At 61.2% G+C, this 13,380-nt stretch carries 12 protein-coding genes; 3 read left to right on the top strand and 9 right to left on the bottom strand.

Annotated features, from left to right (window positions below; translation table 11 throughout):
• The first annotated feature begins 6 nt into the window (after positions 1–6).
• Positions 7–1,371, top strand: a complete 1,365-nt coding sequence (locus tag BFQ01_RS19080) for a Fic family protein (protein ID WP_065926598.1) — start codon at positions 7–9, stop codon at positions 1,369–1,371.
• A 48-nt stretch (positions 1,372–1,419) separates the two neighbouring features.
• On the opposite strand, the gene BFQ01_RS19075 is transcribed toward BFQ01_RS19080, so the two are convergent.
• From BFQ01_RS19075 to plsB, 3 genes are read right to left on the bottom strand one after another with little or no spacing between them, the layout of a single operon-like run.
• Entirely contained in the window at positions 1,420–2,109 is a 690-nt protein-coding gene (locus tag BFQ01_RS19075) for a DUF4197 domain-containing protein (RefSeq protein WP_065926472.1), read from the bottom strand.
• A 22-nt stretch (positions 2,110–2,131) separates the two neighbouring features.
• A complete protein-coding gene (locus BFQ01_RS19070) occupies positions 2,132–2,533 on the bottom strand; it encodes a YbaY family lipoprotein (protein ID WP_065926471.1) in 402 nt (133 codons plus the stop codon).
• Between the two features lie 51 nt (positions 2,534–2,584).
• Complete coding sequence (gene plsB / locus BFQ01_RS19065) at positions 2,585–5,089, bottom strand: glycerol-3-phosphate 1-O-acyltransferase PlsB (protein ID WP_065926470.1); 2,505 nt, start codon at positions 5,087–5,089, stop codon at positions 2,585–2,587.
• A gap of 180 nt (positions 5,090–5,269) precedes the next feature.
• Here plsB and BFQ01_RS19060 point away from each other — a divergent pair, with 180 nt between their 5' ends.
• Positions 5,270–5,479: a cold shock domain-containing protein gene (locus tag BFQ01_RS19060; RefSeq protein ID WP_017529713.1), complete on the top strand. Its 210-nt coding sequence runs from the start codon at positions 5,270–5,272 to the stop codon at positions 5,477–5,479.
• A gap of 63 nt (positions 5,480–5,542) precedes the next feature.
• Here BFQ01_RS19060 and BFQ01_RS19055 read toward each other — a convergent pair whose 3' ends face one another.
• The 4 genes from BFQ01_RS19055 to BFQ01_RS19040 form a co-directional block, all read right to left on the bottom strand.
• Positions 5,543–5,920: a hypothetical protein gene (locus BFQ01_RS19055; RefSeq protein ID WP_065926469.1), complete on the bottom strand. Its 378-nt coding sequence runs from the start codon at positions 5,918–5,920 to the stop codon at positions 5,543–5,545.
• 54 nt (positions 5,921–5,974) lie between these two features.
• Positions 5,975–6,784 (bottom strand): putative RNA methyltransferase, encoded by an 810-nt coding sequence (locus tag BFQ01_RS19050; RefSeq protein ID WP_065926468.1) that lies wholly within the window; start codon positions 6,782–6,784, stop codon positions 5,975–5,977.
• On the bottom strand, positions 6,784–7,935 hold the full coding sequence (gene dapE / locus BFQ01_RS19045) for a succinyl-diaminopimelate desuccinylase (protein WP_027604490.1): 1,152 nt from the start codon (positions 7,933–7,935) through the stop codon (positions 6,784–6,786). Before dapE ends, BFQ01_RS19050 begins: the two co-directional genes overlap by 1 nt.
• A 111-nt stretch (positions 7,936–8,046) precedes the next feature.
• Complete coding sequence (locus BFQ01_RS19040) at positions 8,047–10,638, bottom strand: glycosyltransferase (protein WP_065926467.1); 2,592 nt, start codon at positions 10,636–10,638, stop codon at positions 8,047–8,049.
• Positions 10,639–10,856: 218 nt separating this feature from the next.
• Here BFQ01_RS19040 and tcdA point away from each other — a divergent pair, with 218 nt between their 5' ends.
• Positions 10,857–11,666: a tRNA cyclic N6-threonylcarbamoyladenosine(37) synthase TcdA gene (gene tcdA, locus BFQ01_RS19035; RefSeq protein WP_046036662.1), complete on the top strand. Its 810-nt coding sequence runs from the start codon at positions 10,857–10,859 to the stop codon at positions 11,664–11,666.
• 69 nt (positions 11,667–11,735) lie between these two features.
• On the opposite strand, the gene BFQ01_RS19030 is transcribed toward tcdA, so the two are convergent.
• Together BFQ01_RS19030 and BFQ01_RS19025 are read right to left on the bottom strand one after the other, a co-directional pair.
• Positions 11,736–12,149 carry a SufE family protein gene (locus tag BFQ01_RS19030; protein WP_065926466.1) on the bottom strand — a complete coding sequence of 138 codons (414 nt, stop codon included), beginning with the start codon at positions 12,147–12,149 and terminating at the stop codon, positions 11,736–11,738.
• Positions 12,146–13,351, bottom strand: coding sequence for an aminotransferase class V-fold PLP-dependent enzyme (locus BFQ01_RS19025; protein WP_065926465.1), 1,206 nt, complete (start codon positions 13,349–13,351; stop codon positions 12,146–12,148). Before BFQ01_RS19025 ends, BFQ01_RS19030 begins: the two co-directional genes overlap by 4 nt.
• Between the last annotated feature and the right edge of the window lie 29 nt (positions 13,352–13,380).

The following is a 13,380-nucleotide window of genomic DNA, read 5'->3' as shown; positions in this document are numbered from 1 at the left end:
TTGATGATTAAACTGCCACCCAAGGTGCCGGAACGGGTTTTTGTTCTCATTGGCCAGGAGCCCCATCTTCAGCATCTATCTGACTATATGAAGCTGTCTCAGCCAACAGACAGTCGGGGCCGCTATTTGCACTTTGATCAGCTACGCCACCGTTTTCCTCAGCACTTGGATCAAGCGATATGCTGGGGGATCGTAAAGTACGAGCGCTCCCGTCTGTATCAGAAAATAGTGCCCGTAGGTACGCATGAGGTCTGGTGCAACTTTGTATTAACGCCAACCGCACAACGCGTGGTCTCCACGGTCGACAGATATGCCTCGACTGCCGCACTTGAGTACATGAGCAGCAAGGTCGGGAAGGCTGCTCATATAAAGTATTTGCTCAACGACCTGATTGAAGATGAGGCCATCAGTAGCAGCCAGTTGGAGGGCGCGGCAACCACGACGCTCGTTGCAAAAGATATGTTGAAGCGAGAGCGACTGCCCAGAACGCCAGATGAAAAAATGATCATCGGCAATTACCGAATGATGCGTTTCGCTTGGGATAAGAGAAACGAGCCGCTCAGTGTGGAGTTGATCGCGGACATGCACGAAGTAGGTGTTCAGGGCATTGACGATGATAAATATTCTCCTGGCAGCTTTCGTTTAAACGATGAGGTGGTTGTCCAGGATGGTGATGGCAATGTTGTGCATTCGCCACCTCCCGCAGAAGGGATCATCACTCGGCTGGAGCGGTTGGCTGATTGGATCAATACTTGTCACGACGATGCTACGGCCACCCGCTACCTGCATCCACTGATCAAAGGCATTTCTCTGCACTTTGCCTTGGGTTACGAGCATCCCTTTCGGGATGGCAATGGTCGTGTTGCGCGTGCGTTGTTTTATTGGTTCATGTTTAAAAGCGATTACGCGGCATTCAGGTATATCTCCATCAGTGTCTTGCTGAAGAATGCGGCTGTTCAATACGGTATGTCTTATCTGTATACGGAGACGGATGAACTCGATCTGACTTACTTCATCGACTATCAGTGCTCCATCGTGCAACGCGCAGTTGATGGATTTAAGCAGTCTTACGAGATAAGTGTCCGAGAGGCCGAGGCGTTTGAGCGTTGGTTATGGGAGTCAGGACTTTATAAGGAACTGAATGAGAAACAAAAGACGGTATTTCAGGTCGCCAAGAGCGGTACCGCCAAACAGTTCACAGCCGTCAATGTGAAGGAAAATCTAGGCTGTTCTTACAATACGGCATCGGCCGTGCTGAACGGTCTAGTCGACTTGAATATATTTGTCAAAAAGAAGGTCGGCCGCGAATGGTTCTTTTCAATGCGAGATCAAGCAGAAATACAAAAGAACTGGTTAAAGGCTTCTCATTGAGCGGCTTCCCAATGCCCACGTCTCGCTGAAACGTGGGCATCACAGCTATTACAAGGCGCCAAACACCTTCTTCGCCAGGCTGGTCGCCGCAGCCGCCGGGTTCTTGCGAATCGTCTCTTCCTGCTGCGCAATCATCTTGAACAAACCATCCAGCGCCTGTTCGGTCACGTAGCTTTCGACGTTGGCGCTCTTGGCATCCACGGCGCCAAATGCGGCGGCCTTGCCTGCCAGGGCGTTGTACTGCTGGGCCACGCCCACCTTGTCGGTAGCGGCCTTGACGATCGGCAGGAACTTGGCGCGGATGGCTTCGCGGCTGCTTTTGTTCAGGTACTGGGTGGCGGAGTCCTGGCCGCCGCTGAGGATGCCCTTGGCGTCGGTCACGCTCATGTTCTTCACCGCGTTGACCAGGATCGGCTGGGCCTGGGTCACGGCGGTTTCAGCGGCTTTGTTCATGCTGTCTTCCAACTGCGTGACCTGGTCACCCATGCCGAACATTTTCAGCTTGTCGGCGACTTTGCCCAGCTTGCCCGGCAGGCCGATCTTCACTTCAGGGTTGTTGCTGAAACCGCCGGGTACACCCAGTTGTTTCACGGCGATCTGTGCGCCTTGGGTCAGGGCGTCCTTGAGGCCGCCGCTGGCGTCGCCCTGGGACAGGCTACTGAGGTCCAGGGCCATGGCATTGGCGCCGAACAGCAGGCCGGCACACAGGGCAGTGAGGCGAAGGGAGTTGCGGAGCATGGGAGCGTCCTTATGTTCGAGTTCAGGGTGCTACGGCGTTCACGCGCACGCGCACCGGCTGTGGATCCTGGCCGTTGAGCTGCACCGTGTGCCGTTCGGTGGTGATAAACAGTAGCTTGCCATCCAGCTCGATGCGAGCGCTCACCGAATAACTGTGGCCTGGCTTGACCTGTGCGGGGTCGTAGGTCAGGTGAAACGGCAGCGGCACCTGGCCTTTGACCGGGCCTTTCTGCTCGGCCAACGTCACCGCAGGCGCATCCGCCAGGGACACGTCCTGCAGGCTCACGCTCAAGGTGGCGGCGGGCGGCAGGGCAATGCGTTGCAGGTAGAACACCTCGCCGTCGAGGCTGGCCTTGGGCGCTGGATGCATGGATTGGCAGGCTCCGAGCAGGGCGGTGAGGCCCAGGAGAATGATCTTTTTCATGGTGCAGCTCCTTTTCAACGGCGCCAGCATCCAACTGGCGCCTTGTTCAATCTAGCGTGTTTCTTCCGCTTCCACCGGCGCTTCGGCTGCGCCATCCACACGGTGCAGGGCCACCTGGCGGATCGACAGGCGAATCTCCGCGGGCAACACGCGCTTGGCCGCGCCTTCGGCCAGTTCGCCGAGCAGGTCGTGGTAGCTCAACTTGCCGGCCTCGTCGCGACGCAGCACATCTTGTTCCAGCAAGGTCTGGATGAAATGTCGGAAAAGGCTCTTGTCGAAGAACTCCGGGGCGTTGAGGCCATGCAGGATCGACAGGCGTTGGGCCATGATCGTGCACAGGTCTTCCAGTTCTTCGGCGCTGATGCTGTTCTGGCCGCTGTTGAGCAGCAGCGAGATCGCCATGTAGAAGCGTTGCAGGGTCTGGGCGATGGTCTTGGACAGCAGGGTCAGCAGTACGAAGTGTCGCGAGCTTGGTGCCGGGCGCAGGAACACATTGTTTTCGAAGCGCAGCAGGCCTTGTTCGACGAACGCGTCCAGCCATTGATCGACCACCGTATCCAACTCTTCCAGCGACCAGCGGATAAACAGCTCCGATTGCAGGTACGGGTACAGCGCGTGGGTATAGCGCAGGATCTGCTCGCGGCTCATCCGCGAGCTGCTCTGGAAGAAGCTGGCCAGCAGCGCCGGCAGGGCGAAGATGTGCAGTACGTTGTTGCGGTAGTAGGTCATCAGGACGGCGTTCTGCTCGTCCAGGTACAGAATCTTGCCCAAGGCATCGCTCTGTTCCGACAGCAGGTCCATGTCCTTGACGTGCTTGATCAGCGCCAGGCCGTCGCCTTCGGGCAAGGTGGTGTGGGGCGAATAAGGCACGCGGCGCAGCAGCGCCAGGTACAGGTCCAACTGGCGGGCCATGGCCTGTTCATCCAGGGCCAGGCGCGTGGTCGACAGCAGCGCCAGGGCCACCAGGTTCACCGGGTTCACGGCGGCGGCTTCGTTCAAGTGGCGGGCCACCTGTTCGCCGAGGCGATTGGTGGTTTCGTTGAGCCAGGCCGGTTTGTAGTTCGGGCCCAGTTCCTGGCTGCGCCAGTCCGGTTGCTCGGCGTCGAGGAACTCGGCCAGCTTGATCGGCTCGCCGAAGTTGACCGCGACCTGGCCAAAGCGCTGCTTGAGCGCGCCGACCACTTTGAAAATATCGAAGATCGACTCTTTCTTCTTGCTCGCACCCCGCAGCTCACCGAGGTAGGTGCGGCCTTCGAGCACGCGCTCATAGCCGATATACACCGGCACGAACACGATCGGCATGCGCGAGGAGCGCAGGAAACTGCGCAGCGTAATCGCCAGCATCCCGGTCTTCGGCTGCAGCATGCGCCCGGTGCGCGAGCGCCCGCCTTCGACGAAGTACTCCACCGGGAAGCCCTTGGTGAACAAGGTGTGCAGGTATTCGTTGAACACCGAGGTGTACAGCGGGTTGCCCTTGAAGGTGCGGCGCATGAAAAACGCACCGCCACGGCGCAACAGGCTGCCGATTACCGGCATGTTCAGGTTGATGCCGGCGGCGATATGCGGCGGGGTCAGGCCGTTCTTGAACAGCAGGTAGGACAGCAGCAGGTAGTCGATATGGCTGCGGTGGCAAGGCACATAAATTACCTCGTAGCCCTGGGCAACCTGTTGCACGCCCTCGATGTTATTGACCTTGATGCCGTCGTAGATCTTGTTCCAGAACCAGCTCAACACCACTTCCAGGAAGCGGATCGCGGTGTAGGTGTAGTCCGAGGCGATCTCGTTGCCGTAGCGCAGGGCCAGGGCCTTGGCTTTTTCCGGGCTGATTTTTTCCCGTTCGGCTTCGTCAAGGATGGCCTGGCGCACCAATGGCATGTTGACCAGGCCTTTCACCAGATTGCGCCGGTGGGACAAATCGGGGCCGATCACCGCCGTCTTCAGGTTACGAAAGTGCACGCGCAGGATACGTTGGGCCATGCGCACGGTGCGTTCGTGGCCTTTATTGTGCTCGATCAATTCACGCAGGTTGATGGGCGCGGAGAATTGCACGCGGGTCTTGCGCCCCAGGATCAGGATGCTCAACAACCGGCGTAGACGCCCAGTGACCGCCCAGCTGTCGGCAAACAGCAGTTTCCACGGGCTGGACTCGCTCGCAGGGGTTTGTCCCCAGAACACGCTGACCGGAATGATTTGTGCATTCTCTTCGGCGTGTTCGCTGAGGGTGTTGACCAGGCGGGTCAGGGTCGGCGGCGCGCCGCGCTTGTCCTGGCGCCCCAGCCAGTCCGGCTCGGGTGTGAGGTAGAAGAACGCCGCGGGTTCCATCAGCGGGCCTACCGATACCGGTAGTACCGGGCGCGGCAGGCCGGCCTTGGTGCACTCGGCATCGACCACGGCCAATTCGGTGAGGGAGGGCGATTGCAGGACGTAAAACACCGGCCGGCTGCGGTCCAGGTTGAGGGTAAGGGACGACTGGTTGATCGTCTCCGAGCGAACCCAGAGGTACAGCAGTCGGCGCAAGGTGCCAAACACCAGACGGCGGAACGGGGAGCGGGTCATAGGCGAGCTGCTTCAAGTGGGAAAAACCGAGCAGGCGCTCGGGCGGGTAGTGTGCCGTATTCGCCGAAAATCGGCAAAAAAGCAGCGATGTAAACTTGAGTTGATCGTTTTTGAGCCTGTCTTATACTCGGCAGTTCAACGCGATCGGCTCAACAATAACAATCAAGTGGGAGTGAACAGATGGCAACGCGCGAGACAGGCAATGTGAAGTGGTTCAACGACGCCAAGGGCTATGGCTTTATCCAGCGTGAAGATGGCAAGGATGTGTTTGTGCACTACCGCGCCATTCGCGGCGACGGCCACCGTTCGTTGGCCGAGGGCCAGCAAGTGGAATACGCCGTGGTAAGCGGCGAGAAGGGGTTGCAGGCGGAGGATGTGGTCGGCCTGTAGGCCGAGCGGCAAGCTACAAGCTGCAAGCGCTATGACTTGCAGCTTGCAGCTTGAAGCTGCTTTTTAAGCTGTTTTCCAGGTGATCTGCTCTTCACCGTCCGCGCTGATGCGGATCCAGGTGTCGGCGCTTTCCTCACCTTCTTCCTCGATCCAGCTACCCGGTGCGCAACGTACTTCAACATTCAGCGCAGCAAACGCAGCGCGGGCACAGGCAATGTCGTCTTCCCACGGTGTCTGGTCACTTTCCAGGTACAGGCTGTTCCACTTGCCTACGGCTTTCGGCAGCCAGGTGACGGGCACATTGCCGGCCTTGCACTTGTAGGTCTGGCCACGTTGGACCCAGTCGCTGCAAGGGCCCAGGGCAGCGCCCAGCCAGGCGGCGATGGCCTTGTAGTCGACGTCGGCGTCCTTCAGGTAAATCTCGATATCGGGTTGGCGCATGGATATTCCTCGTTGCGGGATTCGAAAATCCATTCGCGGATGGTTAAAAGTCGGTTATTGAAGCACGAAATAATCGTAGCGCATCGACACCGTGACCAGCAGCGGCTCGGCCGCCTCGATCACCTCGGCACGGCGCTCGGCACTGGCGCGCCAGCCGTGAGGGGTCATGGCCAGCAGGTTGGCGCGGTCCCGGGGCTCGGCCAGGCTCAAGGTGAATTCCAGGGTTTCGCTGTGGGCCAGGCTCATGCCGTCCGGCACCAGGGCCAGGTGCTTGTCGTCGGTGTACTCGCGCACTTCGTCGTACAGGCGCTCGCGCAGTTCCATCAGGTGGCCGCTGGTCGGGCCGACCTTCATCAGGCCGCCGCCGGGACTGAGCAGGCGCCTGGCCTCTTGCCAATCCAACGGGCTGAACACACTGGCGAGGAACTGGCAGCTGGCGTCGGCCAACGGCACGCGGGCCATGCTGGCGATCAACCAGGTCAGCGCCGGGTCGCGTTTGCACGCGCGCTTGACCGCTTCCTTGGAAATGTCCAGCGCGTAGCCATCGGCATGGGGCAGGGCCGCGGCGATTTGCGCGGTGTAGTAACCCTCGCCGCAACCGATGTCCACCCAGCGCTGAGGTGCGCGTTCGGCGGCCAGCTCGGCCAGGCGCTTGGCCACCGGGGCGTAGTGCCCGGCGTTGAGAAAGTCACGGCGCGCCTCGACCATGGCCAGGTTGTCGCCCGGGTCGCGGCTGTTCTTGTGCTGCACCGGCAGCAGGTTCAGGTAACCCTGGCGCGCGCGGTCGAAACGGTGCCCGGCCGGGCACGCCACGCCATTGTCCACCGCGTTGAGCGGGGCGCTGCAAATCGGGCAGGCCAGCATCAGGCGAGCAACTTGATCAGGGTCTGGTAATAGATTTCGGTCAGCACGTCGAGGTCGCTGGCCAGGATCCGCTCGTTGACCTGGTGGATCGTCGCGTTCACCGGGCCCAACTCGACCACCTGGGTGCCAAGGGTCGCGATGAAGCGCCCATCGGAGGTACCGCCACTGGTGGAGGCCTGGGTCTCACGCCCGGTGATCGCCTTGATGCTGGCCGACACCGCATCGAGCAATGCGCCCGGCTCGGTGAGGAACGGCAGGCCCGACAGCGCCCACTCCACATGCCAGTCCAGGCCATGCTTGTCGAGAATCGCCGCAACGCGCTGTTGCAGGCCTTCGACAGTGGATTCGGTGGAAAAACGGAAGTTGAACACCGCCGTCAGGTCACCCGGAATCACGTTGGTGGCGCCGGTGCCAGAGTTGAGGTTGGAGATCTGGAAGCTGGTCGGCGGGAAGAAGGCGTTGCCGTTGTCCCAGTGCTCGGCGGCCAGTTCGGCCAGGGCCGGCGCGGCCAGGTGGATCGGGTTCTTCGCCAGGTGCGGGTAGGCCACATGGCCCTGTACGCCGCGCACGGTCAGGGTGGCACCGAGGGAGCCGCGACGGCCGTTCTTGACCACGTCACCCACCAGGGTGGTGCTCGACGGTTCGCCGACGATGCACCAGTCCAGGCGCTCCTTGCGCGCGGCCAGGCGTTCGATCACGGCCTTGGTGCCATGGTGCGCCGGGCCTTCCTCATCGCTGGTGATCAGGAACGCGACCGAGCCCTTGTGGTCCGGGTAGTCGCTGACGAAGCGCTCGGCCGCCACCAGCATGGCGGCCAGGCTGCCCTTCATGTCGGCCGCGCCACGCCCGCAGAGCATGCCGTTTTCGTCGATCAATGCGTCGAACGGGTCGTTCTGCCAGGCTTGCACCGGACCGGTGGGAACCACGTCGGTGTGGCCGGCGAAGCACAGCACCGGGCCGTCGTGCTTGCCATGGGTGGCCCAGAAGTTGTCCACGTCCTCGATGCGCATCGGCTCCAGCGCAAAACCGGCGTCGCCCAGGCGCTGCATCATCAGCTTCTGGCAATCGGCGTCGATCGGCGTGACCGAGGGGCGACGGATCAGGTCGATGGCAAGTTGAAGGGTCGGCGAAAGGTCGGCATGGGCCGTCATGGGAAAACTCCGGGAAGCATGTCTGGAAGAGCGGGGCGGGCGGACAAAACGGCCGTTATCTTATAGCAAAACGGCGGCCAGAGGCCGCCGTTTAGTGCATTGCGCAAGTTTTTAAGCCACAGGTGCAGGCTCAGGTGCCACGGCTGGTTTCGGCAGCGACGACAGGAACGCCATGATCAACGCCGCCACATACGGCAGCGATTGCACCAGCAGCATCACCACCCAGAAACGTATGTCATTGCTCGGCAGGCCTTGCACCAGGTAGATCCCCAGCGCCGCGCCCCACAACAGCAGCATGATGAACATTTCTTCGCGGGCTTCGGAAATCGCTACCCAGAAGCCGTGGTTATCCGCGTTTTTCGGGGTACGAAAGAACGGAATGCTGGTGGTGAAGAAGCCATACAGCACCGCCTTGGCGATGGTGTGGGACAACGCCAGGCCAGCCAGGGCGGCGCAGAACGCATCCTTGAGGTTCACACCTACCGCGCGGCGGTAGAGGAAGATGATCTTGCCCACCTTGAACACGAACAACGCCAACGGCGGGATCGCGAAAATCAACAGCGGCGGGTCGACCCGCGTCGGCACGATGATCATCGCCGCCGACCACAACAGCGCGCCGACGGTGAAGAAGATGTTCATGCCGTCCGCCACCCACGGCAACCAGCCCGCGAGGAAGTGGTAGCGCTGGCCACGGGTCAGCTCGGTGTCTTTGCCGCGCAGCAGGCTGGCGGTGTGACGCTTGATGATCTGGATCGCGCCATAGGCCCAGCGGAAACGCTGTTTCTTGAAGTCGATAAAGGTATCCGGCATCAGGCCCTTGCCGTAGCTGTCGTGGTAGTACGCCGCCGACAGGCCTTTCTCGAATACCCGCAGGCCGAGTTCGGCGTCTTCGCAGATGCACCAGTCGGCCCAGCCCAGTTCCTCGAGCACCGAGCGACGGGTCATGGTCATGGTGCCGTGCTGGATGATCGCGTCGCGGTCGTTACGGGTGACCATACCGATATGGAAGAAGCCTTTGTATTCGGCGTAGCAGAGCTTCTTGAAGGTGCTTTCGTTCTGATCGCGGTAGTCCTGCGGCGACTGCACCACGGCGATTTTCGGGTCGGCGAAGTGCGGCACCATGTGCTTGAGCCAGTTCGGCGACACGCAGTAGTCCGAGTCGATTACCGCGATCACTTCGGCATCCTTGGCGGTGTGCGGGATCAGGTAGTTCAGTGCACCGCCCTTGAAACCGGCCAGGGGTGCGACGTGGAAGAACTTGAAGCGCGGGCCCAGGGTTTCGCAGTAGTCGCGCACCGGTTCCCATACCGCCGGGTCCTTGGTGTTGTTGTCGATGATCAGGACTTCATAGTCCGGGTAATCGAGGGCCGCCAGGGCGTCGAGGGTCTGTTTGACCATCTCTGGCGGCTCGTTGTAGCACGGCACATGGATCGACACTTTCGGGCGGTAGTCCGATTCCCCTTCCACCGGCAGGAATTCACGCCGGCGCTTGTGGGTCCATACCGCTTCCGCCAGTTCGTGGGCTTCGGTCAGCAACACAATGAACACGCCCAGGGCGCCCAAGGCCAACAAGATGCCGACGGTCACGCTGAACCAGGTGCTGTATTGCTGGCTGTAGTCGTAGCCGATCCACACCAGTACGGAACCGCAGAGGAACGCGATAAAGGTCAGGAAGGTGCGGCCACGCTGGCGCAGGGATGAGCCGTCGATCATCAGCAGGGTCAGGGACAGCAAGGCGAGCACCACCGAGCCGATCGCCAGGACGCGCCACTGCGGGATTGCCACCACCGGCCCTTCGAAGTTGAATTTCTGCTGGCGCGCGGCGTTGTAGACGCCCCAATACGCGCCGGCCGAGCCTTCGTCGCTGACCTTCCACGGCTGGTCGAAGGCCTCGATCACGAAGTAGTTGTAGCCCTGGCGGTTCAGCTTGTTCACCAGCGTACGCAGGTAAATGGCCTGGTCTGCGGGGGACGTTTCATTCCCGCCGCGCATCCGGCCGTTACTTGGCCAGCCCACTTCCGACAGCAGCAGCGGCTTTTTCGGGAACAGTTTCTTCAGGTCCTTGGCGCGGTCGAGTACGTACTGGCCGGCCTTGTCCATCGGGATGTACTCCCAGAACGGCAGGATGTGCGCGGCGATCAGGTCGACGTGCTTGGCCAGTTGCGGGTTCTTTTCCCAGATATGCCATTGCTCGGAGGTCGTCACCGGTACTTTCACGGCGCCGCGCACCCGGTCCAGCAGCACGATCAGGGCTTCAGGGGTGATCTCTTCACGGAACAGCGCCTCGTTACCGACCACAACCCGCACGACACTGCGCGAGCTGTTGGCGATCTCGATGGCCCGCTGGACTTCGCGCTCGTTACGCTCCAGGTCCGGGCTGATCCAGATCCCCAGGGTTACGCGCAGGCCGAACTCTTCGGCCAGCTTGGGAATGTCCCCCAGCGTGCCGTCGACCGAGTAGGTGCGGATGTTATCCGTCAGCTTGCTCATGATCTCCAGATCGCGACGCATCTGCTCGTCGGTGGGGTACTGGTCTTTCTGCGGGTACTGGCCTTGCTGGAACGGCGAGTAGGAAAAACCGGAGATCTGCTCGGGCCAGTTGGGAGCAGTGACCGGGCGGTTGATCAGCGCCCAGAAGCCGGTGAACAGCGCGGCAATTGCCAGCACTATCACCAGGTTGAGTCCAAATTTACGCGATGCCATGGTTATGTCGGGTTCCAAAGGGTGTGGAACGAAAAGAGGTGTCGGCCTGCACCGAACGGCGCGCATCCTACACCGGCCTTTCCCTGACCGTACAGCAAGCCGAGAAAAACCGGACATTGGGCAGCGAAAGTACATCTAAGTTCTTAACTTGTAGCTTGTAGCTTAAAACTTGTCGCTGCGTAGTCCTATAATGCGCGCCGGTTTTTGGGGTAATGGTCATGAGTACAGAAGATCCGCGGTTTGCAGGCGTCGCCCGCTTGTATGGCATTGAAGGCCTGGAGCGCTTGAAAGCGGCCCATGTGGCGATCGTCGGCGTCGGTGGCGTCGGCTCGTGGGCGGCGGAAGCCATGGCCCGTTGCGGGGTGGGCGAGATTTCGCTGTTCGACCTGGACGACGTCTGCGTCAGCAACAGCAACCGCCAGCTGCACGCCTTGGACAGTACCGTGGGCAAGCCCAAGGTCGAGGTGATGGCCGAGCGCCTGCGCGCGATCAACCCGGATTGCACGGTGCATGCGGTAGCGGATTTCGTCACCCGCGACACCATGGCCGAGTACATCACGCCCAACATCGATTGCGTGATCGACTGCATCGACGCGGTTAACGCCAAGGCCGCACTGATTGCCTGGTGCAAGCGCCGCAAGATCCAGATCATCACCACCGGTGGCGCCGGTGGGCAGATCGACCCGACGCTGATCCAGGTCTGCGACCTGAACCGCACCTTTAATGATCCCTTGGCGTCGAAAGTGCGTTCCACCTTGCGCCGTGACTACGGCTTTTCCCGCACCGTGACCCGCCACTACAGCGTGCCGTGCGTGTTTTCCACCGAGCAACTGCGCTACCCCAAGCCGGATGGCAGCATCTGTTTGCAGAAGAGTTTTGTCGGTGATGGGGTGAAGCTGGACTGCGCCGGCGGGTTTGGCGCGGTGATGATGGTGACGGCGACTTTCGGCATGGTCGCGGCGACCAAGGCGGTGGACAAGATTGTGGCCGGGGTGCGCAGGCCCTCGGAACGGGTCAAACCGACCTGAGTCTCAGAACTTTAGACGGTTCAAATGTGGGAGGGGCGGTGCGACGATTCGACTTGCTCCCTCCCACATTTAGTCCTGTGTATGGCTTAGCGTTCGCATGCGCTGCAGGACTGCATTCAGCCCATTGCTGCGCGACGGCGACAGTTGACGGGAAAGCCCTAGCTGATTGAACCAGTCAGGCAAGTCGACCGCCTGCAACTCGTCCGCCGACAGCCCATTGGCCCGTGCCAGCAGCAATGCCACCAAGCCACGAATCATCCGCGCATCGCTGCTCGCGGCGAACTGCCAGTGGCCATCGTGCAAGCGCCCCACCAACCACACCAGGCTCTCACAGCCCTGCACCAGGTTGGCATCGACCTTCTCCTCATCCGCCAATACGGGCAGGCGTTCACCCCACTGCATCAGCATTCGAGCGCGTTGCTCCCAGCTGCCTACTGACTGGAAGGCTTCTAGCGCAGCAATTGCAACCACCGGCAGGCTCATCGCAGCATATCCAGCGCCCGGTCCAGCGCTTCAAAGAAGCGTTCCAGGTCATCGGAATCGTTATACAGCGCCAGGGAGACGCGGATCGCCCCCGACAAGTGCATCGCCTTGAGCAGCGGCATCGCGCAATGATGGCCGGCACGTACGGCAATGCCTTGTTCGGTCAGCAGGTGCGCGAGGTCGGCGTTGTGCACGCCTTCGACCACGAAACTGACCAGCGCCGCCTGCGGCGACCCCAACACACGGACGCCATTGCGCGCGTTCAGCCCGCGCAACAGGTAGTCATGCAGGGCCGCTTCATGGGTGAGAATCGCCTGTGGGTCCAGCGAACTCAGATAGTCCAGGGTCGCGCCCAGGCCGATCACGCCGGCAATCGGCGGGGTGCCGGCTTCGAACCCCAGCGGTGCCGGGCGGAAGCTGGTGCTGTGGTAGTCGGCCTGTTGCACCATCTCGCCACCGAATTGCCAATGGCGCAGGTGATGCAGGGCTGCGTGGCTGCCGTACAGCACGCCGACGCCGTCCGGGCCGTACAGCTTATGGCTGGAAAATACATAGAAATCGCAGCCCAGGGCCTGCACGTCGTGGCGGCCGTGGACGATGCCTTGGGCGCCATCGACCACGGTCAGGGCGCCGTGGGCCTGGGCCAGCGCCAGCAAGGCCGGCAGCGGCTGCCAGGTGCCAAGCACGTTGGACAGTTGGCTCACCGCCAGCAGGCGCGTACGCGGGCCGATCAACTCGGCGGCGGCTTGCAGGTCGGTCACGCCGTCATCGTCGAGAGGCAATACCACCAGGGTGAGCGCGCGACGCTTGGCCAGTTGCTGCCACGGCAACAGGTTGGCGTGGTGTTCCAGGGCGCTGATGACAATCTCATCGCCCGCATTGAATAAGTGCTCAAGGCCATAAGCCAGGAGGTTCAGCGCTGACGTCGCGCCGTGGGTGAACACGATTTGCCCGCTGTCACCTGCATTCAACCACTGCGCAACCTTGCTGCGACTGTCCTCGAAGGCCTGGGTCGCATGGGCGCCCGGCAAATGCTGGGCACGGTGCACATTGGCGGCGCCATTGGCGTAGTAATGGCTGATGGCATCCAGCAGGGCCTGGGGTTTTTGCGTCGTCGCGGCGTTGTCCAGGTAGGTCTGGTCTTGCCGTTGCAGGGTGGCGATGGCCGGAAAGTCGGCGCGCCAGGGGGAGGGCACAAGCATGGTGTTCAAGACTCGTATAAGCGAGCCCC

The sequence above is a fragment of the Pseudomonas sp. 8 R 14 genome (assembly GCF_900005955.1).
In the GTDB taxonomy this organism is placed as follows: domain Bacteria; phylum Pseudomonadota; class Gammaproteobacteria; order Pseudomonadales; family Pseudomonadaceae; genus Aquipseudomonas; species Aquipseudomonas marginalis.
Note: the sequence above shows the minus strand (reverse complement) of the source record. Positions and strands in the feature narration are given on the sequence as shown.

Excerpts from the sequence above, each read along its gene's own strand:
- BFQ01_RS19075 (WP_065926472.1), bottom strand. The coding sequence starts at position 2,109 with ATGCTCCGCAACTCCCTTCGCCTCACTGCCCTGTGTGCCGGCCTGCTG.
- BFQ01_RS19070 (WP_065926471.1), bottom strand. The coding sequence starts at position 2,533 with ATGAAAAAGATCATTCTCCTGGGCCTCACCGCCCTGCTCGGAGCCTGC.
- plsB (WP_065926470.1), bottom strand. The coding sequence starts at position 5,089 with ATGACCCGCTCCCCGTTCCGCCGTCTGGTGTTTGGCACCTTGCGCCGA.
- BFQ01_RS19060 (WP_017529713.1), top strand. The coding sequence starts at position 5,270 with ATGGCAACGCGCGAGACAGGCAATGTGAAGTGGTTCAACGACGCCAAG.
- BFQ01_RS19055 (WP_065926469.1), bottom strand. The coding sequence starts at position 5,920 with ATGCGCCAACCCGATATCGAGATTTACCTGAAGGACGCCGACGTCGAC.
- BFQ01_RS19050 (WP_065926468.1), bottom strand. The coding sequence starts at position 6,784 with ATGCTGGCCTGCCCGATTTGCAGCGCCCCGCTCAACGCGGTGGACAAT.
- dapE (WP_027604490.1), bottom strand. The coding sequence starts at position 7,935 with ATGACGGCCCATGCCGACCTTTCGCCGACCCTTCAACTTGCCATCGAC.
- BFQ01_RS19040 (WP_065926467.1), bottom strand. The coding sequence starts at position 10,638 with ATGGCATCGCGTAAATTTGGACTCAACCTGGTGATAGTGCTGGCAATT.
- tcdA (WP_046036662.1), top strand. The coding sequence starts at position 10,857 with ATGAGTACAGAAGATCCGCGGTTTGCAGGCGTCGCCCGCTTGTATGGC.
- BFQ01_RS19030 (WP_065926466.1), bottom strand. The coding sequence starts at position 12,149 with ATGAGCCTGCCGGTGGTTGCAATTGCTGCGCTAGAAGCCTTCCAGTCA.
- BFQ01_RS19025 (WP_065926465.1), bottom strand. The coding sequence starts at position 13,351 with ATGCTTGTGCCCTCCCCCTGGCGCGCCGACTTTCCGGCCATCGCCACC.